Annotated in this window: 21 protein-coding genes; 3 read left to right on the forward strand and 18 right to left on the reverse strand. The window is 68.5% G+C overall.

Annotated features, from left to right (window positions below):
- Positions 1 to 266: 266 nt before the first annotated feature.
- The 15 genes from ACOJUJ_RS00420 to ACOJUJ_RS00490 all read right to left on the reverse strand — a co-directional run bounded on the left by ACOJUJ_RS00420 (position 267) and on the right by ACOJUJ_RS00490 (position 11,445).
- Entirely contained in the window at positions 267 to 1,055 is a 789-nt protein-coding gene (locus ACOJUJ_RS00420) for a DUF5995 family protein (protein ID WP_420124863.1), read from the reverse strand.
- A gap of 101 nt (positions 1,056 to 1,156) precedes the next feature.
- Positions 1,157 to 1,726 carry a TIGR02265 family protein gene (locus tag ACOJUJ_RS00425; RefSeq protein ID WP_420124864.1) on the reverse strand — a complete coding sequence of 190 codons (570 nt, stop codon included), beginning with the start codon at positions 1,724 to 1,726 and terminating at the stop codon, positions 1,157 to 1,159.
- A gap of 380 nt (positions 1,727 to 2,106) precedes the next feature.
- Entirely contained in the window at positions 2,107 to 2,319 is a 213-nt protein-coding gene (locus tag ACOJUJ_RS00430; RefSeq protein WP_420124865.1) for a hypothetical protein, read from the reverse strand.
- A gap of 418 nt (positions 2,320 to 2,737) precedes the next feature.
- Complete coding sequence (locus ACOJUJ_RS00435) at positions 2,738 to 3,097, reverse strand: MmcQ/YjbR family DNA-binding protein (protein WP_420124866.1); 360 nt, start codon at positions 3,095 to 3,097, stop codon at positions 2,738 to 2,740.
- Positions 3,094 to 3,600 carry a DinB family protein gene (locus ACOJUJ_RS00440; protein ID WP_420124867.1) on the reverse strand — a complete coding sequence of 169 codons (507 nt, stop codon included), beginning with the start codon at positions 3,598 to 3,600 and terminating at the stop codon, positions 3,094 to 3,096. Before ACOJUJ_RS00440 ends, ACOJUJ_RS00435 begins: the two co-directional genes overlap by 4 nt.
- Positions 3,601 to 4,138: 538 nt before the next feature.
- A complete protein-coding gene (locus ACOJUJ_RS00445) occupies positions 4,139 to 4,582 on the reverse strand; it encodes a GNAT family N-acetyltransferase (RefSeq protein WP_420124868.1) in 444 nt (147 codons plus the stop codon).
- The gene (locus tag ACOJUJ_RS00450; protein WP_420124869.1) at positions 4,579 to 4,977 is read right to left on the reverse strand and encodes a VOC family protein; all 399 of its coding nucleotides are present in this window, start codon (positions 4,975 to 4,977) and stop codon (positions 4,579 to 4,581) included. The genes ACOJUJ_RS00445 and ACOJUJ_RS00450 overlap by 4 nt, the downstream gene beginning before the upstream one ends.
- Positions 4,974 to 5,591 carry a GNAT family N-acetyltransferase gene (locus ACOJUJ_RS00455; RefSeq protein WP_420124870.1) on the reverse strand — a complete coding sequence of 206 codons (618 nt, stop codon included), beginning with the start codon at positions 5,589 to 5,591 and terminating at the stop codon, positions 4,974 to 4,976. The genes ACOJUJ_RS00450 and ACOJUJ_RS00455 overlap by 4 nt, the downstream gene beginning before the upstream one ends.
- Positions 5,592 to 5,667: 76 nt before the next feature.
- On the reverse strand, positions 5,668 to 6,582 hold the full coding sequence (locus ACOJUJ_RS00460) for a toll/interleukin-1 receptor domain-containing protein (protein ID WP_420124871.1): 915 nt from the start codon (positions 6,580 to 6,582) through the stop codon (positions 5,668 to 5,670).
- Positions 6,583 to 6,842: 260 nt separating this feature from the next.
- Positions 6,843 to 7,853, reverse strand: coding sequence for a creatininase family protein (locus ACOJUJ_RS00465; protein WP_420124872.1), 1,011 nt, complete (start codon positions 7,851 to 7,853; stop codon positions 6,843 to 6,845).
- A gap of 165 nt (positions 7,854 to 8,018) precedes the next feature.
- Complete coding sequence (locus ACOJUJ_RS00470; protein WP_420124873.1) at positions 8,019 to 8,756, reverse strand: hypothetical protein; 738 nt, start codon at positions 8,754 to 8,756, stop codon at positions 8,019 to 8,021.
- Between the two features lie 56 nt (positions 8,757 to 8,812).
- Positions 8,813 to 9,493: an NAD(P)H-binding protein gene (locus ACOJUJ_RS00475; RefSeq protein WP_420124874.1), complete on the reverse strand. Its 681-nt coding sequence runs from the start codon at positions 9,491 to 9,493 to the stop codon at positions 8,813 to 8,815.
- A 57-nt stretch (positions 9,494 to 9,550) separates the two neighbouring features.
- The gene (locus ACOJUJ_RS00480; protein ID WP_420124875.1) at positions 9,551 to 10,201 is read right to left on the reverse strand and encodes a hypothetical protein; all 651 of its coding nucleotides are present in this window, start codon (positions 10,199 to 10,201) and stop codon (positions 9,551 to 9,553) included.
- A gap of 139 nt (positions 10,202 to 10,340) precedes the next feature.
- Positions 10,341 to 10,484 (reverse strand): hypothetical protein, encoded by a 144-nt coding sequence (locus tag ACOJUJ_RS00485; RefSeq protein ID WP_420124876.1) that lies wholly within the window; start codon positions 10,482 to 10,484, stop codon positions 10,341 to 10,343.
- A gap of 157 nt (positions 10,485 to 10,641) precedes the next feature.
- A complete protein-coding gene (locus tag ACOJUJ_RS00490) occupies positions 10,642 to 11,445 on the reverse strand; it encodes a hypothetical protein (protein ID WP_420124877.1) in 804 nt (267 codons plus the stop codon).
- A 308-nt stretch (positions 11,446 to 11,753) separates the two neighbouring features.
- Between ACOJUJ_RS00490 and ACOJUJ_RS00495 the strand changes: the two genes are divergently transcribed.
- Both ACOJUJ_RS00495 and ACOJUJ_RS00500 read left to right on the forward strand, forming a co-directional pair.
- Complete coding sequence (locus ACOJUJ_RS00495) at positions 11,754 to 12,116, forward strand: helix-turn-helix domain-containing protein (RefSeq protein WP_420124878.1); 363 nt, start codon at positions 11,754 to 11,756, stop codon at positions 12,114 to 12,116.
- Positions 12,117 to 12,533: 417 nt separating this feature from the next.
- Entirely contained in the window at positions 12,534 to 13,010 is a 477-nt protein-coding gene (locus ACOJUJ_RS00500) for a hypothetical protein (RefSeq protein ID WP_420124879.1), read from the forward strand.
- 883 nt (positions 13,011 to 13,893) lie between these two features.
- Here the strand turns inward: ACOJUJ_RS00500 and ACOJUJ_RS00505 are convergent.
- From ACOJUJ_RS00505 to ACOJUJ_RS00515, 3 genes are all read right to left on the reverse strand, one after another.
- Positions 13,894 to 14,274, reverse strand: a complete 381-nt coding sequence (locus tag ACOJUJ_RS00505) for a hypothetical protein (protein ID WP_420124880.1) — start codon at positions 14,272 to 14,274, stop codon at positions 13,894 to 13,896.
- A 70-nt stretch (positions 14,275 to 14,344) separates the two neighbouring features.
- Positions 14,345 to 15,463 carry a N(4)-(beta-N-acetylglucosaminyl)-L-asparaginase gene (locus ACOJUJ_RS00510; protein ID WP_420124881.1) on the reverse strand — a complete coding sequence of 373 codons (1,119 nt, stop codon included), beginning with the start codon at positions 15,461 to 15,463 and terminating at the stop codon, positions 14,345 to 14,347.
- A 709-nt stretch (positions 15,464 to 16,172) separates the two neighbouring features.
- Positions 16,173 to 17,573 (reverse strand): hypothetical protein, encoded by a 1,401-nt coding sequence (locus tag ACOJUJ_RS00515; protein WP_420124882.1) that lies wholly within the window; start codon positions 17,571 to 17,573, stop codon positions 16,173 to 16,175.
- A gap of 207 nt (positions 17,574 to 17,780) precedes the next feature.
- Between ACOJUJ_RS00515 and ACOJUJ_RS00520 the strand changes: the two genes are divergently transcribed.
- Entirely contained in the window at positions 17,781 to 19,721 is a 1,941-nt protein-coding gene (locus ACOJUJ_RS00520; RefSeq protein WP_420124883.1) for an ATP-binding protein, read from the forward strand.
- The last annotated feature ends 186 nt before the right edge of the window (positions 19,722 to 19,907 follow it).

The raw sequence follows: 19,907 nt of genomic DNA on the forward strand, positions 1-19,907 counted from the left end.
TCACGCGGAGGCGCGGAGAAAACAGAAGAGGCGCGGAGGGAACGCCCAAAACGCCTCCGCGCCTCATCAGTTCCTCCGCGCCTCCGCGTGATGCTTTTCCGTCGTTCCTCTGATTGCACAACGAACTGCGAGAAATGGTATCACGCAGAGGGAGCAGAGGAAGCAGAGTTTCTACATGCAGTTCTCTGCTTCCTCCGCTTCCTCTGCGTGCCCAAAGTTTTTGCGGATTCGGGATGAATCGTGATCGGCGGCCAGAATCGTCCCCCCTACTCCGCCACGACCTGGATGTTGTAGCGGATGTCGGTGGATTCGGCGGCGTGGATCCAGCTCACCACGGGGGCGACAAGGATGCCGTGCAGCGGATACAGCGCCCGTCCCACCGCCGCCACCTCGGCGTCGCGCCGCGCGATCACCGCGTCCCAGCCGTCGGCCGGGGTGCGCGCCAGCTCCTTCGCCAGCGCCCACGCCACGTCGCGCGCCACGTCGATGCCAAAGTCGAACAGCTTGTCCTCCAGCGCCGGGGCAAAGTCCTCGATGCGCTTGAGGCGTGGCGAGATCTCGCCCAGCTCGTCCTCAACCACGATCACCAGCCGCGACAGCACGTCGTTGATGCGCTTGAAGTCCGGCCACAGCGCGTCAAGCTGCGCCGGATCGGGCGCCACGGTCGCCGCCGCGATCCCCAGGTCCAGGTTGATGTGCGCGTTCATCCCGATCAGCAGGTGCTGAACGACCAGCGGGCCCGGATCGTCCAGCAGCGCGAACGCGGCCTGCCAGCTCTCGGACGGCGTGCCGCCGGACGCGTGCTGGTCCCACGCGGCCAGAAAGCGGTTGGCGAACACCACGTCCAGCCGCTCCATCCGCGGGTTGTCCTGGAACACGTTCCCCGCCACCAGCGCGCGCCGCACGTTGGTGGTCACCCGCTCGTACAGCGCGGCAAAGTAGCCGATGCGCGTTCCGCCGCGCAGTGCGTCGTCCAGAATGCCGTTCAGCCGCACCAGCACCTGGTCGATGGTCTGCGGCAGCGCGTCGGCGGCCGCCGGGGCAAGGGTCGTCATGATCGTGGGTAGATGGATGAAGCGCGATGAATCGCGCGAGGAGTAGCCTCCCCCTCTCCCGCGCAGTTTGCGGGAGAGGAGGTTGGGGGGTGAGGGGCCCGTCAGGCCGCGGGGGCGTTCTGCCAGCGCACCTGGTAGCGGCACACCTGGCCGCCGCGAGCGCGGCATTCGTCCTCGGTGATGGCGACGTTCTGCACGCCGCACAGCTCCAGCGCGCGCTTGTACCAGCCGATCACGCTCAGGCAGTCCGGCGCGCTGAACGTCTCCGCCTCGTACGTGGTCAGCACACCGGAGCTCTCGCCCGTCTGCTCGTACGTGCGGCGGCCGGTTTCGTAGTAGAAGCCGTAGATCGCCGGCGCCTTGCCCAGAAAGACGTGCGGGCGGCCCGGCGTAAGGAACTGCTTGTGGACGGTGGACAGGTTGGCGTCCGCCGACGCCGCGCCCAGCCGCTCGAACACCTCGGTGCGGCCGTCGCCCAGCACGTCCACGATCGCCTTGTCCAGCCGCTCGCCGATGCCGAACGGGTACCACTTTACCGTCAGCAGGGTGCGCAGCGCGCGCTGGTCGTCGTCCGGCAGCGCGGCCAGCACCTGGTCCAGCCCCGCCCTGCCCCAGTGCTGCTCTACGAAGCCCAGGCGAGCCTTGAGGATCGCGCCCTTGATCTGTTGCATGGGAGTGTGAATCGGGTGGATGGGATACCCGGGAGAGCTTCGCCGTAATAAGGCGTTTTCCGCCACCGAAAGCAACAGGCGCGCACCGCATCGGACATCGGAGAGTCGCCATTCCTTCGATGCCGTCGCCAACGTCTCCGTCCGCAATCCAGCGCCGGTCATCCTGAGGGAGCGCCACCCATAACCTGCACGCACACAATCGCCTGCGCGCGGCCGAAGGACCTTGCCGGCAGAATCGTGAGGCGGGATTCCTGCCCGGACGTGCCCCTCGCCGGCGGAGAAAAGGTCCATTGGTCGGCGCCAAGGTCCTCCGTACAAACAAGATAGGGCGCGACGCATCCCTCAGGATGACGGTTCGAGGGGACAGGGGGAAGACACCCTCATGGCGCGTAGAGGCGCACGACGGAGCAGCTGGGGCAGCGCCAGGCGTACATCGTCAGCTTGCGGCGGCCCTTGATCTTCAACCCGCCCCAGAAGCTTTTTTCCGGCATCCCCTCGATCCACGACGCCGCCTCCTGGGCGGTGTGGTTGTTATCCAGCACGAACCCGCCCTCCATGTTGCGCTGGCAGTCGGTGCAGAACGGTGTGGCCATGCTGGGCTCTGGTGATTCGGTAGACGGATGAAGATCCAGCAACGCGTACGGCGCTCCTGACGCTCGTCACGACTCGCTGGATGCCGGGTGCGGGAGACAGGGCCCATCCGCCGGTGCCACGACGTCGCGCCTGGGCCCGTGAACGCCGCAGCGTTGGCACGCCGCGCCTGCCTTGTTCTCCCAGATGGACTGGGCGCCGCACTTCAGACAGCGCTTCCCGCGGGAGACGTGCGCCTGGCACTCGCCGCAGCTGCGCACCAGCCGCGTGCGAGGGAGGTTCTTGCGTAGCGGCGCCAGGCAGACCGGGCAGTGCTTTCCGCCGCGGCGCAGCTTTGATTCCGCGGTGGCGCGGTTGCGCGCGTGGTGCGGAGGCGCGCCGTCGGGATCGTCCCCGCCGGACCGGGTGCGGTCCGCGGCGCTAATCGGCCACCAGCGCCTGCAGCTTCTTTGGCGCGATCTTGCAGTAGGATTGGACGATCAGCGACCGCAGCTCGTCGTCATCCACCGCCTCCAGGCGAACGCCCAGCCAGCCTTTGGGCCCCACGTACGGCGGCACGAAGAACTTTTCCGGATCGGAGTTCACCAGGATCTCCTGCACCCCCAGCGGCGCGGCGCACCACACCGATTCGTGGCCGGCGCCGTGATGGTTCCCTGCGGCGGCGTACATGGCGAAGATCTTCTTGCGCACGCGGAAGGTGGGCTCGCCCCACGCCTCCTGCTCCGTCGCTTCGGGGAGCGCGAGGCACGCACGGCGCAGGCGTTCGATGGGGTCGGTCATCCGTCCCTTCGCGACGAGGATACCCAGCGCGGCGCGGAGTCCGTCACCTGGCGCAGGATCAGGTTGAGTTGCGCGGTATGATGCTGCACGTGGCGCATGCTGTCCAGAATCAGTTCCCCCTCGCTCAGCTCCAGCCACGGAATCCCGGAGCGCCGCCCCGCCGTGTGGTCCGTCAGCGCCTCGACCGCCGCGCGCGCCCTGCCGCGGCCCACCTGCAGGTACGCCAGCAGCTCGTCGCGGGTGTACACACGCGGCGGAAGCACGCCCGCGGGATCTATCTCGTCGAGGTTGAACGGCTGCGGCGGCGCCCATCCATCTACCGTGCCGTACGAGTACAGGTCCAGAAAGAAAAGCGTGTGATACGCGATGTACCAGAACTCCGGCCGCCGCTCGCGATCTCCCCACAGGTCGTCCGGGCACGCGGCGATCGCGTTCTCCAGCATGTCGATCGCCGCGGCGTACTGGCGCCACAGCATCTGCTTCCAGGCACTGTCCATCGTCATCCCCACCTTGTCATAGATCACTTGTCTGCCCGCCTGAGGCTGAGCCTGAGCCTCAGAGGGTGTTGAGAAACCGCGGTTCTTTGTACGAAGCGCCCAGTCATCCTGAGGGAGCGCCACCCGGAACCTTCAGGAACACAAGCGCTTACACGCGACCGAAGGACCTTCTCTCCGCCACCGTGAGGCCAGATGCGGGGCGTGAAGCCAGCCTTACGCTTCTGCCGGCAAGGTCCTTCGGTCGGCGCCAGGGTATTGTGTATGAGCCGGTTATGGAGCGGCGCCTCCCTCAGGATGACTGCGGATGACTGGCACGATTCGAGGTTTCTCAACACCCTCTGAGGAACTTGAACGGCTCCCGACGGCTGGGTTCCGCGCGACCCGACAAAGATCCTTCGGTCGCGCGCAAGCTTTTATCGTTATGAAAGTTACGGGCGTGCGCTCCCCCAGGATGACACCACGCCTCCACGGAACGGGTGATGATTGGCGACACCCTTCGTCCCAGGATGACCGTTGCTGGGAGGGATTTTGCGATCACACCCGCTCAGGTGTCCACTGACACGCTGCCCGGCCGGCGCATCACCAGCACGGACAGGCCGCGGGTGCGGTACCCGGCCAGCCGGTAGCGCAGGAACGGGGGCAGGGCCTCCTCCGGCATCTGGACGAAGCCGGGGGAGCCATAGAACTCCGTAAGATGCGTGTAGGGCACGCAGAGGCATTCCTCGGTGCCCAGTTCCGCCACGAACGCCCGCAGCAGCTGCGCGCCGATGCCGCGGCCCCGCCACTCCGCCGCAACCTGCATCCCGCGCAGCATGGTCACCTCGTGCTCCCGCGTGCGCCGCACGATGCCCACCAGCTCACCGCCGCGTTCCGCCAGGTAGATGCGGTCTTCGGGCGTAACGCCGCCGCCGTAACCCCACGCCTCGTACGTGGCGAGAACGCGCGGGTACTCGTCGGGGCGGGCGATGCGGATGGTTGCGTCGGTCATGATGTCGTCTGCAGCAGGTCCCAGCGGTTGCCGTACAGGTCCAGGAACACGGCCACCGTGCCGTACGCCTCGTGCCGCGGCTCTTCCACAAAGCGCACCCCGCGCGCCCGCATCTCGTCGTAGTCGCGGCGAAAGTCGTCGGTGCGCAGAAAGAGAAAGACGCGCCCGCCGGCCTGGTCGCCGATCTGCGCCGCCTGCCGGGGCGTGGCCGCGCGCGCCAGCAGCAGCGCCGTTTCCGTGGTGCCGGGCGGCGCGACCAGCACCCACCGCTTCTCGTCATTGATGCGCGTGTCCTCCACCAGCCGGAACCGCAGCGTCTGCGTAAAGAACGCAATCGCCTCGTCGTAGTCGCGCACCAGCAGCGCCACGTGGGCCAGCGTCTGCCGCGCGGTCACGGCAGCGCGCGGCCGGCCGCATCGAACGCCTGCATCTGCGCCACGGCGGAGGGGGACGTCGGATACTCCCCGCGCAGCAACGACCACACCAGGGTGTCGCGCATGGCCCCGTCCGCCCCGCGCACGCTGGCGCGCAGGGTGGCATCGAGCGTGTAGCCCAGCTTGCGCGGCACCGACGAGCTGCGCTCGTTGGCCGGATCGCAGCGAATCTCCATCCGCTCCACGCCATGGATCTCGAACGCGGCGCGGGTGAGCGCGGCCGTCGCCTCCGTCGCGTATCCCAGGCCGATGTGCCGGGCGCTGATCCAGTAGCCGATCTCCAGCGCCCCCGCGCCAATGCGCGGGTGCAGCCCCGTGCCGCCGATCACCGCGCGCTCGTCGGGGCTTAAGATGGCGTAGACGTAGTCCGCGTCCGTGTCGAACTTTGCCCGAAAGCCGCGCAGGCGCTGCACCTTGGCCTCCAGCTGCTCGGGCTCGGCGTGCACCCACGGCATCCACGGGCGCAGGTGGTCCAGGCTGGCGGTGATGGCCTGCGCCAGCAGCGGCGCGTCCGCCGGCCGCCAGCAGCGAAGGACCAGGCGGGGCGTCTGGATGCGGTACGCGGGACCGGGCACGGGCGCTTCGGGTGAAAGATGGAAACGGCGATCGCCGGTGTATGGCTCCTGCGTCGTCGCCACGACCGGTTGAGCGTTACGCCACCAGTGCGGCCGCGGCGCGTACGAGCGCGTCGATCCTGTCGTGCAGGGCGCCCCGGGTGACCGCTTTGGGCTTCAGCTTCAGAACGTCCTCCAGATCGTCCAGAAGCTGCTGGCAATCGCCACCGCTGGACAGCGAAAGCGGGCTAAGGTCACGGATGGGATCGGGGATGTTGACGTGCGTGGCCCCGCGCACCAGCAGCGGACAGGTCAGAATGCCGTTGGACCAGGCAGCCCCAAGCTCAAACAACACGTAGCTGGATTCAAGCGTATCGGGCGCGATGATCCCAAGGACCGCACCCGTCCCGCGTAGCTCGGCACGCAGCCGTTCCGCGGTTCGCTCTCCCACCGGAAGCCGGTACGGACGCACCGACGTGCACCGGATGTCCGCCGGATCGAGCTCAAAGGCGGCCTGCAGCGTTTCGACGAGTGCTCTGGCGATCGCCTCGTCCTTGTGCCGATGGCTGATGAACAGCAGAGGACCCCTGGTCGCCTCTCGCTGCAGCACGTGCTCCCTGACGGCCGTATCCAGGTCCGCGGCGGCGACGCGAAGGCTCTCTTCATCAACGTCGCGCAAACGGAATACGAACAGGTCCTGGATGAACGGCAGGATCTCCATGTCGCCCAGAACCACGGGAAACAGCCCCATCTTGCGTTCCGTCTGCGAGAACGCCCGCGCGGCGCCCACCTCGGCAAGCACGAACTGGGATTGCAGTGCCGCGGGCGTTAGAAGCACCACCAGGGCATCCGATTCCATCAGCGCCCTCATCAGCGCGTCCCGCCAGGAGCTCCCCACCAGCACCGCGTCCGTATCCACCCGGATGGTGTGGCCGGCCGCCCTGAGCAGTTCAGCCAGACGAGTCGCAAGCGCGCGGTCCTCGTTTTTGTAGGAGATAAAGATGGTGGCCATGATCCGATGGAGATGAACCGTGAGTGATGCCGCACGACGTGGTGGCGGTCTGCATCAGGCGGCGTGACCCGGCCACGCGCCGGCGGCGCCTGCTTCAGGATGACACGCATGCACCGGATTCGGCAACACCGCGGTTGCCGAAGGCGCGAAAACGGGCGGCGGACCGCCTGGGGTCCGCCGCCCGCGCCGTGTCCCCGTCAGCAGACCACGCCCGACGCAGCCATTCGCCCGCCCCCTCTAACCGTGGGGACGGCGCGCGGCTACGGACGCGGCGGCGCCTGCGCACGCCAGCGGGCCTGCCGCTCGCCCTGCGCGTCGTCCTCGCGCAGCTGCGCATCGAGAACCTCGCGCACGGGCGGGATGGCGCGCAGCTCGTCCGCGTAGCGGGGGATGGTGGATTCGTCCGCGCCGTCCAGCAGGCGCAGCGCCATCTGCGTGCAGTTGGCCGCCTCGCGCTCGTAGATCCAGCGGCCCAGCTGCAGCGTGGCGTAGCGCGGCGCGCCCACGTAGCCCGGCCAGTCCGCCGCCTGGCCCGCCGCCATCCATTCGCCCGGCCCGGCGGCGGTCACGTCGGGCGCGCGGCGCAGCGCGACGGAATCCACCAGGTCCGGACGCAGGTACCATGTCCGCGCCGTCTCCAGCGCACCCGCGTGCGGCGAGCCGGCGTCGGCCGCCGCGGCCGCCGCGCCGAACAATGCCTCTGGCGGCGTCCCCACGCTCTCCGCCTGGCACCCCACGCGCCCCAGCAGGTGCACCATCAACCCGTCGTAGGTGTCGTTGAAGTAGTCCGCCGCCTGGTCCAGCGCGTAGTTGTGGTTGGGGTCGCCGTGCCCGTGCACCACAAAGACGTTGCGGAATCCCTGCGCCCCCAGCGCATCGGCCATGTCGGTGAATACCGCCTGCAGCGTGGACGAACGCACCGGCACCGAGCCCGCGAACCCCGCCCGCCCGGCCATCCGCTCAAAACCGCCCGATCCGATCGGCACCGTGGGCAGGATCACCGCCGTCCACCCCGGCCGCGCGGCGACCGCGGCGGCCACGTCCTGGGCGATGCGCTCGTTGCGAAAGCCGTCCGCGTCCACCGCCAGCAGCGGCCCGTGCTCCTCGAGGATGCCGCCGGGGATGATGACCACCGTCCGCGCGCGGTCCAGCCGCCCGATGGACGCCGCGTCCATCTCCGCGAAGCGCAGCACCTGCGCGGCCGCGGGTGAGGCGGCGAAGGCGCTCGCCACGGAGAAAGCCAGCACGTAACGCGTAATCGATCCGGGCATCAGCGGATTTCGAGAAAGGTGTCTGGTTGATGGAGAACGCCGCCGCGATCCGGCTCCGTTCAGCTCGTCGCGCGATCCGGCGCCTCGTCCAGGAACAGCTTCATCAGCGGGCCAGCCGCCCGGCCCGCGAGCCCGCGAACTCGCGGACGGCGCGTCCTGGGCGGCTCACGCGGCTACGGCCGGGGCGGCTCCGCGTGCGCGGGAACGGCGAGCCAGCGCGGCGCGGATGAGGGAGAAGAGCGGCACCAGCCCGAGCGCGTTCGCGGTGACCAGGACGGGAATGCCATCCCGCGTAATCCCGCCCCAGTGCGGAGTGAACCAGTCAGAGATGATCGTGTGGTTCGCGTACCCGCAGCACATCCCCATCTGGGTCAGGATCATCTCGCCCGGAACCTGTGAAAAGCTCAGCACGTCCTGGAACCAGGGGTTCCCGCCGAAGGGACTTCCGACGCCAAAGCGGGCGATCAGCGCCATCAGCACCAGTTCCACCGCAAAGGCCGCAGCCCACACCCCGAGCGTCCGCCTGCGCGCCGCGCCAAAGTCCGGCTCGCGCACCAGCAGCGCGAACGCGGCGAGCAGCGCAGCAACGGGTACAAAATGGAGCACCTGTTCGGCGCGGGTCCACCCCTCCCACATCTCATCGCCGGCTAGTCGCCAGACCACTGCTTCGTACAGCACCAGGATCGCCGCCAGGGCAGCACTGCAGACCAGCGCGGCGGCGTACGCCCACCGCCGGCCGCGCCACAGGTACACGCCGACGGCGATCAGAAACAGCGCCAGAAGCAGCCCCTCGAGCAGGTAATGCGGCGTACGGCCGAGCACCGCGGCCCGAACGTTCACGACCAGGATCAGCGCCGGGTAAACGAGTAGCAGGCCGGCTGCGAGACGGATCGGGGGCGGCATTCGCATCGGAGTCTCCGGGAGGATGCGACGGTTGAACGGGTTGGAGATGAAACGCCTCAGCCCCCCGTTTGCTGCCGTGCCGATCCCCTACCCCGCGCGCGGTCCGCGATCGCGCGGATCTCACGGTTGCCGGTGATGCGGCCGCGCTCGGCATCGCGCGTGGACTGGATCATCGCCAGGCCAATGTCCTCGCCCGCCACGTACATCCCACGCAACCCGCGCAGCAGCCGGAACGCGGGGCGCATGGCCTGGTACAGCCGCGGTGCGTTGTCCGAGTTGGCGCCGTCGATGAACGCCGGCCGCCAGCACACCGCGCCGAACTCGTGGATCAGGTCGCGCTCCGTCTCTGCTTTCACGCGCGCCCACATCATGCGGCTGTCCAGCGCCGTCCCCTGCCCGCTGATGAAGTGGAACACCGCGTCAGGGCTGTGCCGCCGCAGCATCCGCGCGGCCGCCAGCGCGTAATCGTGCGTGATCGTGCGATACTCCGCCTCGCCCGACGTCTGCCGCACCGAGATCCCCAGGCAGAACAGGCACGCGTCGATCCCGTCGAACGCGTCCGCGACCGCCTCGTAATCCAGAAAGTCGCGGTGGATGAAGACGCGCAGCTCTTCGTGCGTGACCGCCAGCGGCCGCCGCACGATCGCGCGCACCTCATCCACCTGCGGCGAGTCCAGGCACGCGCGCAGCACCGAGCCCCCGGCCGCCCCCGTGGCGCCGAAGACAAGTACGTTCATGGTAGAACGGCTTGTGGTGGAGGGCGATGGATTCGTGGTCAATCCTGAAAAGGTGCGCTACCTGGGTACGTGCGTGGCTTCAGGCGAGAGAGACAATCCACCCCCAATCCCGGAAAATCGGTCCACCTTCTGCGCCTTGACGCTGTTGATGAACTTGTTTCCCGGATCGCCGGAATAGTAGAACCCTTCTGCGATGTCTCCCCGAAAGTTCAGGCTCAAATTCCCCAACTCGGGCCTCCCCCGGTATGTCACTCGCAGGCCGAAAACCAGGGTTCCGTCATGGTCTCGATGCCAAACAGCACCGCTCCAGACTGACGCCTGTGCGCCGGTTGCCAGGTCGAAGGATGTGCCGACGATCGTTAGTTTTCCGCCCTGGCCGCTGATCGTGAACTGGTCGAGGTGCTTCGCGGTATCGACCGGGATGCACCCTGACTTCGTCATCTTGTTATCCCATGAATGACCTTCGTACATCCCGATCACGTTCTGATCGTGATTCAGTTCCACCCCGTTCAGCATCAAATCGGTTCCACCCGGCTCCAGCCGCACATGCTCAAGTTCCGCCAGGCGAAGTTGCGCCTCCGCAATTCGAATCTGCTCCTTCGCGTGAGTAATCTGCTCGTTGGCTGCCTGGCGTGCATGGTGGGATTGCCAGAGCCCGACGCCCAGACCAACGAAGATTCCAACAGCCCCGATCACGAGTTCCAACATCTGCGACTCTCCATGGAATTCAGCATGATCATCGACATTGCAGAAAAACCGCTAGCCGTCTCAAGCGTCCCTGAACTCGCACTGCGAATCCGAACGATCCTGGCTTGATGGTCCAGCACGATACGTGAGAAACGCCCCTTCACTCGTTGCGGTCCACGCGGTCCCAGCCGCGGACGTAGCGGAGGACCGTGTGGTTCTGGACGCAGTTGAACCAGCGGTTGTACATAGCGCGGCCGTCAGGGCGGCGGTGCCGTGGCGGCGACAGAACGGGCAGAGTCCTCATCAAATCCCACGCTCCCTTTCAGGGGCGGGCGAGAGGTGTCACGGCGTAGAATCGCGCCGGGCGGGGATCGGGCGCGGCGCGTGCCGTGGCGATCGGGTATGCCAAGATGCTCTGCCCACCCCGGCGGGACAAGAATCTTCGGATTTCCTCTGGGGAGCTACCGGCAGACGTAGCGGCCGCCGTGTGGTGATTCGTAGGGCTGAAACTGCCCGGGCGCCGTGAGCAGGTATACGTGGCCTGGCCAATCCGCTTCCTCCCGCGGAGCGAAAACGCTCACCCGCTGGTACACGCCGATGCGCGCCAGGCGCGCCCGGTCCGCCTCGTTCAGCGGGCGCGGGCTGCCGTACCTTGTGTAGCGCAGCCCGTTCAGGGTGATCACGTGCCAGTCCGCGGCGGCAAACGCCGCGTCTTCCGGCACGCCCACCGTATCGCGGGCGAACGGGCCGCGCGGCCGTCCGAGCACCCGGGGCTGGTAGGCGTCCAGGTCTCCGAACGCGGATACCACCCACACCCCGTCCTCGCGCCGCCACTCCACGATCACGGGCGAGTCGTCGGATGTGCCGGCCGGGACAAAGCGGGTGCCCCGCACGCGCCGCCAGGGTCCCCGGTTCATCCGCGCCTGCATCCCGAACCGCCCCTCGAACGGGCCCAGCCCACCTCGTAGTACGTCGAACGAACTGCACGCGGGCCCGTCCTCACCGATCACCCGCGGCGTCTCCGCGCCGGAAAATCGCCAGACGCCGATGCGCTTTACGACGCCGCCACGATTGTCGTCCCGTGCGGTCTGCACCCACGTCCAGTCGCCGCGTCGTGGAAAGAACACCGCAAGCTCCGTGTTGGGCTCGTCGCCGATCTCGCGCAGAAACGCCTGCATCCGCGCCGCGAGCGGCGTCTGCGCACGCAGGGGGAACGCAGCGAGCGAGAGGAGCGCGATCAGCGGGAGGATTCGATTCCTTGGCACGTCTGGACCCACGGGCGGCGGGAAACGGAGGCGTGCTCGCCGGGAAAGCCAGGTCCACGAAAGAGCATCCGCGGCACCTCGCGCCAGATCGGCTACAGACACCGATCCTGGCATCAGCTCGTTTCGTTTGTTGCGTATAGCGTCAAGTGGTTGTAGATTCCGACGGATCTCAACTGGAGCAAATACAGCATGATCAACCAGCCATCCAGTCCCGGAACGCTCGTGGATGCACTTGATCCCGACGACGCGGAACTGGATCGTGACGCGGCGCGCCGTGTCGCGAGCCGGCTGCGGACGGCGCCGGGCTGATGGTGCGCAGCCGATCGGGCGAGATGGAGCACCTTCCGCACGGCGTCGCGCGTTTGATGGCTTCCATGCTCGAGGAGATGGCGGAGGGGCACACGGTGGCGCTGGTGAGCGAGGCGGAAGAGGTCAGCACCTCCGTCGCGGCCGCCTTCCTGGGCGTCTCGCGTCCACACGTGGTAAAGCTGATCGAAACCGGTCTGCTACCGCGGCGAATGGCCGGCTCGCACCGCCGCGTTCGGCTCGCGGACCTCGCCGCGTACAAGCGAAACATCGTAGATCGCCGTCGCGCCTTTCTGGATGAAATCGCTGGAGAGGCCCAGGAGGCAGGTCTGTACGACGAGCCGTCCACGGAGTTCGTACGATAGCGGATGTCGCGCGGCGGCGAGACGGTTCGGGCGGTACTGGACACCAGTGTCCTTTATTCGTATTTCTGCGCGACGTACGCAGAACCTGCGAGACTTTCCTCCGTCCGCCCTTTCGCCGCATGGACTGGTCGCACGCAGCGCCGACGAGTTCATCCACATGCTGGTGACGATGGACCCGGAAACCGCCCGTGCTGCACTGGAAGAGCATCGGCGGGGACTGTCTCGTCCACCCCTTGTTCTGGACGAGTACAGGGCGGCATTCGTTCGCAACGGGCTCCCGCTGTCGGCTTCCCTGCTCTGGCCCTGAACCCGGGCACGTCTCCCTGATCGGCTTGCACGTTTTCGGCTGCAGCCGCAGATTCGGGGCTCCGCGCACCACCCTCCACATTCCATCCTCCCCCCACGCATCACGGATCAATGCTATCCAGGCGCATCAAGAAAACACTCAAGTGGGCCGGGTACCTGTTCTTTACCTTCCTGGCATGCCTGTACATCCTGACGCTCAGAAAGGGAACGCCGTACCCGGGCGCGGTGGTGTTTCTGATGCTGGTGTCCGCGGGCGCGGCGTACTGGACGTACCGCTCGCTGGACCGCGACGAAGTGGAGGAAGGGGCGCAGCTGGACGAGCAGGAATGGCTCGAGAGCGTGAAGCACGACACGCTCATGCTGGCGATGGAGCACGACGGCGTGCTCACGGTGACCGACGTGGCCACCGACCTGGACATCCCGCTGGCCGACGCGGAGCGCGTGCTGACGTCCATGGACGACGGGGTGCGCGTGGCGTCCAGCGTGACGGAGGACGGGGTGATCGTCTACGAGTTCAAGGAAGTGATCCACCGCCAGGCGCGGATGCGGGGTGCGGCATCGCGCGCGGAGAACCGCGACGCGCGCTGACGGCGGGATCGGAAGACGGTGGATGAAGACGGCCGCGCACGGGAGAGCCCCGCGCGCGGCCGTTTCATCGATCCCGACATCGTCCTGGACAGAACCGGGAGTGCGCCTCACTCCGAGGGTGTTGAGAAGCCGCGGAGCGTGCCAGCCATCTGATACCATCTCCCGGATTTTGATGTGCGGTGAGGGGAACGATTTTCACGCGGAGGCGCGGAGAAAACAGAAGAGGCGCGGAGGGAACGCCCAAACGCCTCCGCGCCTCATCAGTTCCTCCGCGCCTCCGCGTGATGCTTGTCCGTCGTTCCTCTGATTGCACAACGAACTGCGAGAAACGGTATGAGACTGTGTTTAAGAATCTGATCTTTCAGATAGCCCGAAGATTGTTTTCCTGAGGGTGCGCGTCTCCTCAACTTGTATTCACTAAACCGCTTACGCGCGACCGAAGGATCTCGTCTCGGCGAGCGCGGGGCTGGCTTGGCGGCACAGATTCAGCCCTCGGGTGCTGCCAGCGAGATCCTTCGGTCGGCGCCAGGTGTCTTTGTGGCAGCAGGTTATGGACCGGCGCCTCCCTCTGGAAATCAAGCTCCTGATAGATTCTTGAGCACACTCCGAGGGAGCGCACCTTCATAACCGGCTCATCCACACTACCCTGGCGCCGACGGACCTTGCCGGCAGAAGCGTGAGGCTGGCTTCATGCCCCGCATCAGGCGCCACGGTGGCGGAGAGAAGGTCCTTCGGTCGCGCGCAAGCTCTTGTGGTCCTGAAGGTTCCGCGTGGCGCTCCCTCAGGATGACTGCGCGCTGCCGTACGAAGAACCGGGTTTCTCGATGCCCTCTCGGGATGACACCGATCCGCCGGACGGGCGGTACTCGTTTCGGTTTCCGAATCAGTCTTCCAGCAGCCAGCGAATGGCCTCTGCCTCGTTCAGAAAGATCTGCATCCGGGCGCCCACGCGTCCCTCGGTGAGCAGCTGAAACTGGCGGGTGCGGACGAAGTTGACGGGCGTGTTCACCAGGACGGCGGCCTTGCCGCTTCCGATGCGGCTGTCATGCTCGCGGTGGGTTTCGCCCGCCTGCTGCATGACTTCCAGCCCGCTGTCGCCAAAGTCCAGCTGGCGGTGGTCAAAGAGCACCGCCGCGTCGGCGTGCCACTCCGGCCGCGAGACGATGTCTTCCGTCATTCGCCGGTGGCCGTCCGACGAAAACACGCCGCGGGTAGTGACCACCACGTACTTCTCCGTCTGCCCGAAATCGACTCTCCAGTCCATTGCGGCCTCCTGTGCGACTCTGCTTCATCCTTCCGCCTTCCACCGGCGCGGACCGCTGGCCCCGCTCCCGTCAATCCTGCGCGCCGCCCTGCAGCAGCGGCTCCATCTCAACCCCCCGCGGCCCCCGTTCGTCGCACACGGCATAGGTGCCGCCGGGGTACAGGGTGACGCCGGCATGCTCGCCGCGGGCGTTCAGCACGTAGAACTGGATGCCGAAGTTGGGCGTGCCGCGGCTGTTGAGCAGCCGGCGCTCCACCGTATTCTGCACGATGCGCTTCAGCCCTTCCATCCCCGCGTCCCTGGGCGACATTCCGCGCCGCAGGTTTTCGACGATCAGGTACGAGGTCAGGTTGTACAGGTTGGCCTCGCCGCGCCCCGTCGATCCCGCGGCGCCCACGCCGTTGTCCACGTATAGCCCCGCCCCCAGGATCGGCGAGTCGCCCACGCGGCCGGGGATCTTCCACGCCAGGCCACTCGTCGTGGTGGCGCCGCAGATGTCGCCGCGGGCGTTGATGGCGTTGCAGTTGATGGTGCCGTAGTAGTGGTGCGGATGGATCAGCCCCTCCGCCACCATCTGCAGCCCCGCCTCGTGACCGGCCTGCGCGCGGCGCTCGGGGTCCAGGAAGCGGGCGGGGTCCGTGCGGCGCTTCCACTCCAGCCACAGCCGCCGCGACTCGGGCGTGTTCAGGTCGTCCTCGATGGCAAAGCCCATCTGCCGCGCGAAACGCTGCGCGTTCTCACCCACCAGCAAATGATGGTCGGTGTGATCCATCACCGCCTTGGCCACCAGCGAGGGCGTGCGAACCCCCTCCAGCGCCGCGACGGCGCCGGCGCGCTTGCGGGGCCCGTGCATCACCGACGCGTCGAGCGAAACCACGCCCTCCGCGTTGGGCAGCCCGCCAAAGCCCACGCTGGTGTCCGCGGGATCCAGCTCGTTCAGGTTGATGCCGGCGATGATGGCGTCCAGCACGTCGGCGCCCGCCGTCATCCGCGTAAACGCCGTTTCCACCGCCGCCATGGGCCCGCCGTTGCGGTACTCGTTGCCGTTCCCCGACGCGATGACCACCGGCCGCGCGTCGCCGCGCACGATGGCGGCCGGCGCGCCGGCCATCGGCCCGGGGAGCGCGGCCGCCACGCCCGCTGCGGCGCCGGTGCGTACGAAGTCGCGGCGGGTGATGGGATGGCTCATCGGTAGATTCGGGTCGTGGTGGATGGGAGACGCGGATGCAGCAGGCTAGCCGTCCGCCACCGGCCCGGCAAGGACGGGGAGTGCCTTGCCGCCCGCTTCCGAGACGGGGCTGCCACGCGGCCCCGGCAACGCTACTCGAGGCCGTTCCGATTCGCCGCTCGGAGGATTGAGGGACGCTACCCGCACGTAGTTGGGCGCACCCGCTCGATCTACCGAGGTGGTTTCGTAGTTCGCTTCACCAGGAAGCGAGCCGCCGTCCTTCCGTCGCAAGGAGGACGGCCTGCCACACTCTTCCTTGTGAGCATGTTCGAACGTACGTAACGTATGGCTGATCCAGGGCGACACCCAGAGGTCGCTACATCTTTGACCCTGCTCCTCCAGGAGGCGCGTCATGAAGAAGCTCAGGCTGGAGATGGAAGGCCTGCGGGTGGAGTCATTCCATCCAGCATCCACCAGCATGGATGACAGCGGCACCGTCCATGGTCACGCGTCGCTAAATGGCACATGCTTCCCCACGTGCGGAACAACGTGTCCCATCTCATGCCAAATGTCGTGCGGTAACACATGTCCCGGCACGTGTTACCGCACGTGCGGATGCCCGATCTGAAGGTGCCGCCGAAGCAGGAACCGGCACCGCGGGACGTGCCGCGGTGCCGGTTTCCTTTTTATCCGATCGAGTCCGCGCCGCGGCGGATCCCGGCGCTTGCCGCTAGTACAGCTGCAGCACGTACTTTCCCGTGGTGGCGTCGCTGGTGATCACCACGATCGCGTAGTTGCCGTCCGCGGGCGCGACCAGCCTGTCGGCGGCCTCTCCGCCGGCGGGATAGCTGTACCGCTGCAGGGCGAAGCCACCCTCGGTCGACACCCCGAAGGCCAGCGCCGCGTTCAGCCCCTCCTGCGGGCGCAGGCTCACGTCCACCCCCTCGCCCGCGCGCAGCCGCACGACGTAGTGGTCGTAGCGGCCGGGCGCGCCGAAGAAGTGGCCGCAGTTGTCCGGCGACAGGGCGCCCTCCGACACGGTGGGCCGCACCAGCCACACCGGCGGCCCCTGTCCGGCGTTGACGGTGCACGGCGGCGCGTCCAGGTCCCGCCGCACCAGGCGGTAGGTGGCGCCCGTGGCCGCCGGGTCCGTGACCGCCACCCACAGGCGGTACGTCCCCGGCTCCAGCAGCACGTTCATCCACCCCTCCGCCGCCGCCAGCTGCCGCGTCCCCTCCGCGTCCCACAGCTTGAGCTCGTTGCGGTACCCGCCGGCGGTCACGTCCAGCTCCAGCCGCACCAGCTGCCTGTGCTCCATCCGCAGCGTGTAGACGGCAAAGCGTGAGCGGCCGAACAGCCCCGGGTCCTGGTCGCAGTCCACCGACAGGATACGGCCGGCCACCTCGCCCGCGGAGAGCGTGGCCCGCGGGGCGCAGCGGTCCAGCGCCGTGGCCCGGAACTCCAGCGACTGCGCGCCCACGCCGGCGTACAGCGCCACGGGACCCGGCGCCGCACCCAGCCGCAGCGAGGTGGCCGCCATTCCGTTCGCGTCCGTGACCGAGGCGGGCGCCCCCGCCGTCGCGTTGCCCCCGGGCACGCTCCACTGCACGGTCACCCCCGCCAGCGGCGTGGCGTCGTCGCACAACGCCTGCACCTGCAGCGGCGCCGCCAGCGAGTCGTGCGTCAGCGCCGACTGGCCGTCGCCGCCGGCGATGCGCAGGGAGCGCACGATCCTCGCCTGGCAGTGGCTCTGCGCCGTGCCGGTGAACTCCACGGGGGCGAGCCCCGCCACGCCGGCCGTGACGCGCCAGGGCCCCGGCTGCGTCCCCAGCGTCAGCTCCGCCCGCGCCACGCCGGCCGCGTCGGTGCGCGACGAATCCACGGAGAGCCGCCCGCCCCCCTGCGGCACCTGCCACCGCACCCACACCCCCGCCATCGGCGTCTGCCGCGAGCTGGTGACGGCCACGCGCAGCGGCTCGGGGAGCGGGGCGCCCACCAGCGCGGTCTGGCCGCCGCCGCCCCGCGGCTCCAGGAGTGCCGGCACGGGCTCCGGCGGGATTGACGGCGTGGACTCGCAGGCGAGCAGGGACAGGGCAAAAAGCGCGGGCAGGCCGCGGAACATGCGGGACATGGGATGATGCGACGTGAACGGATTCCGGGGCTCGCGCGGGCGGGCACCGGGACGCGGGCAGCGGACGGAGCGTAAACCGGAATCCAGAAATCTAGCGTTTCACCGCCGGGACCGGAAGCGAAGGGTCGGATCGGGGTGGGGCCGCGGGGCGGCCGCCGCACCGGATTCGCCGCCACGATGGTCTGGGTTCTGCAAAACGGGGCCGTCATGCGTACTGCCCAACCCGATCAGCCGTCCAGCGGCCCGCACGCCGCGCCTGACCCATCCAGCCGCGTTCCGAACCTGGATGCGGGGACCGCCGAAAGCCCCGCCGCCCCGCCGCTGGGCGAGCCCGGCCGCGAGACGCTGGAGCGCGAGGAAGCCTGGCGCCGCGCCGAAGCCCTGGCCGCGCGCAGGGCCAGCGGGGAGGAGCCGCCGCGCGACCCGCACAGTGGCCTGGCGCACCCGGATCTTGCCCGCCAGGCGTTTGCCGCGCTTTCCGAGAACGTGCGCGACTACGCCGTGTTCCTGATGGATCCGGACGGGATCATCATCTTCTGGGGCGAAGGCGCGCGGCTGATGAAGTGGTGGAGCCGCGAAGAGACCGAAGGCGGGCACCTTCGCCTGCTGTACCCTGACGGCGGCTCCGAGGACGGCACCGCCGAAGAGCACCTGCTGCAGGCGGCGCGCGACGGCGAGTACACGGGCGAAGGGCACCGCGTCCGCAACGACGGCTCCACCTTCTGGGCCGGCGTCACGCTCACCGCGATGCGCGATCCCGGGGGAACGCTCATCGGGTTCGGCAAGGTGACCCGCGACCTTACCGCCCGCCGCGCCGCCGACGCCGCGCTGGTGGCGGCGCACGAGGCGGCGGAGCAGGCGCGGCGGCACGCCGAAGAGGCCAGCCAGATGAAGAGCCTGTTCCTGGCCACCATGAGCCACGAGATCCGCACGCCGCTCAACGCCATCATGGCGTACACGGAGATCCTGGGGATGGAGATGGCCGGCCCGCTCACCCCCGGGCAGCGCGGGCAGCTTTCCAAGATCCGCACCAGCAGCCAGCACCTGCTGGGGATCATCGACGACGTGCTGGACCTGTCGCGCGTGGAAGCCGGCCGCATGGTGGTGGGGCGCGCGGTGCTGGAGGTGGACGTGGTGCTGGCCGAGGCGCTCAGCCTGGTGGAGCAGCCGGCCGCTGAGCGGGGGGTGGAGCTTGCCAGCCTGGTTTCGGGGCTGGCGTCGAGCCTTACGGCCTGGGGCGACGCGGAGCGGGCGCGGCAGATCCTGCTCAACCTGCTCACCAACGCCGTAAAGTTCACCCCCGCCGGCGGGCGCATTACCGTAAGCGCGGGGGCGGCGCTGCAGCCCCCGGCCGAGGCGCGGCTGGAGGGCGAGGGTCCGTGGGTGTACCTGCGGGTGGAGGATACCGGCAAGGGGATCGCGGCCGAGCGGCTGGACGCCATCTTCGAGCCCTTCGTGCAGGCCGACATGTCGCTCACGCGGCAGCACGGCGGCAGCGGGCTGGGGCTGGCGATCAGCCGGCAGCTGGCGCGGCTGATGGGCGGCGACCTGACCGTGCGCAGCACCGAGGGGACAGGCTCGTCCTTCTTTCTCTGGCTGGCCGCCGCGCCCGCGGAGATGGTGCGCGCGGGGATGGGCGACCAGGCGGTCGCGGATCCGGGAAGCACTGCCGTGCTGCGCGAGGTGCGCGACGCCATCTTTGCCGAGATGGAGCGGCTGCTGTACGCGTTCGTGGCGCGCCTGCGCAGCGATCCCGCCACGCCCAACGCGCACGCCCGCAGCGAGGCCGAGCTGGAGGACCACCTGGCCAGCTTTCTTTCCGACATCGCGCAGACGTTTGGCGCGATGGACCTGGCGGCCGGCTCCGACGCGGATCTGATGCGCGACGGCAGCGACATCCAGCGCCGCATCAGCGAGCGGCACGGCGAGCAGCGCGCCCGGCTGGGGTGGGCCGAATCGGAGGTGGTGCGCGAGCACGAGATCCTGGCCGAGGAGCTGGCGGCCGCCATCCGCCGCCACGTGCGCCGCGAGCGCCCCCACGAGGTGGAGGAGATGATCGACGCGGTGCGCCAGTTCCTTTCCGCCGGCGCACGCGTGAGCCTGGAAAGCTACCGTCGCGCCGTGGGGGACCCTCACCCGCTCGCGTAGGCTCGCACCCTCTCCCGCACGCGGGAGAGGGTATACGCGTCCGAATGCCCGCGGTGCGTTTCACACGGGCACAACGGTCCGCGCCGCCAACATTACGGGCAGGCTAAAGCCTGCGGCTAGGACGGCCACAAGCCCCGCCCAAGGCTCGCGGAGCTCGCCAGGCGGGGCTTCACCTGCTCGTGTGGG

The organism is Longimicrobium sp. (assembly GCF_048594345.1).
Lineage (GTDB): Bacteria > Gemmatimonadota > Gemmatimonadetes > Longimicrobiales > Longimicrobiaceae > Longimicrobium.

Excerpts from the sequence above, each read along its gene's own strand:
- ACOJUJ_RS00420 (WP_420124863.1), bottom strand. The coding sequence starts at position 1,055 with ATGACGACCCTTGCCCCGGCGGCCGCCGACGCGCTGCCGCAGACCATC.
- ACOJUJ_RS00425 (WP_420124864.1), bottom strand. The coding sequence starts at position 1,726 with ATGCAACAGATCAAGGGCGCGATCCTCAAGGCTCGCCTGGGCTTCGTA.
- ACOJUJ_RS00430 (WP_420124865.1), bottom strand. The coding sequence starts at position 2,319 with ATGGCCACACCGTTCTGCACCGACTGCCAGCGCAACATGGAGGGCGGG.
- ACOJUJ_RS00435 (WP_420124866.1), bottom strand. The coding sequence starts at position 3,097 with ATGACCGACCCCATCGAACGCCTGCGCCGTGCGTGCCTCGCGCTCCCC.
- ACOJUJ_RS00440 (WP_420124867.1), bottom strand. The coding sequence starts at position 3,600 with ATGACGATGGACAGTGCCTGGAAGCAGATGCTGTGGCGCCAGTACGCC.
- ACOJUJ_RS00445 (WP_420124868.1), bottom strand. The coding sequence starts at position 4,582 with ATGACCGACGCAACCATCCGCATCGCCCGCCCCGACGAGTACCCGCGC.
- ACOJUJ_RS00460 (WP_420124871.1), bottom strand. The coding sequence starts at position 6,582 with ATGGCCACCATCTTTATCTCCTACAAAAACGAGGACCGCGCGCTTGCG.
- ACOJUJ_RS00465 (WP_420124872.1), bottom strand. The coding sequence starts at position 7,853 with ATGCCCGGATCGATTACGCGTTACGTGCTGGCTTTCTCCGTGGCGAGC.
- ACOJUJ_RS00470 (WP_420124873.1), bottom strand. The coding sequence starts at position 8,756 with ATGCCGCCCCCGATCCGTCTCGCAGCCGGCCTGCTACTCGTTTACCCG.
- ACOJUJ_RS00475 (WP_420124874.1), bottom strand. The coding sequence starts at position 9,493 with ATGAACGTACTTGTCTTCGGCGCCACGGGGGCGGCCGGGGGCTCGGTG.
- ACOJUJ_RS00480 (WP_420124875.1), bottom strand. The coding sequence starts at position 10,201 with ATGTTGGAACTCGTGATCGGGGCTGTTGGAATCTTCGTTGGTCTGGGC.
- ACOJUJ_RS00485 (WP_420124876.1), bottom strand. The coding sequence starts at position 10,484 with ATGAGGACTCTGCCCGTTCTGTCGCCGCCACGGCACCGCCGCCCTGAC.
- ACOJUJ_RS00495 (WP_420124878.1), top strand. The coding sequence starts at position 11,754 with ATGGTGCGCAGCCGATCGGGCGAGATGGAGCACCTTCCGCACGGCGTC.
- ACOJUJ_RS00500 (WP_420124879.1), top strand. The coding sequence starts at position 12,534 with ATGCTATCCAGGCGCATCAAGAAAACACTCAAGTGGGCCGGGTACCTG.
- ACOJUJ_RS00505 (WP_420124880.1), bottom strand. The coding sequence starts at position 14,274 with ATGGACTGGAGAGTCGATTTCGGGCAGACGGAGAAGTACGTGGTGGTC.
- ACOJUJ_RS00510 (WP_420124881.1), bottom strand. The coding sequence starts at position 15,463 with ATGAGCCATCCCATCACCCGCCGCGACTTCGTACGCACCGGCGCCGCA.
- ACOJUJ_RS00515 (WP_420124882.1), bottom strand. The coding sequence starts at position 17,573 with ATGTCCCGCATGTTCCGCGGCCTGCCCGCGCTTTTTGCCCTGTCCCTG.
- ACOJUJ_RS00520 (WP_420124883.1), top strand. The coding sequence starts at position 17,781 with ATGCGTACTGCCCAACCCGATCAGCCGTCCAGCGGCCCGCACGCCGCG.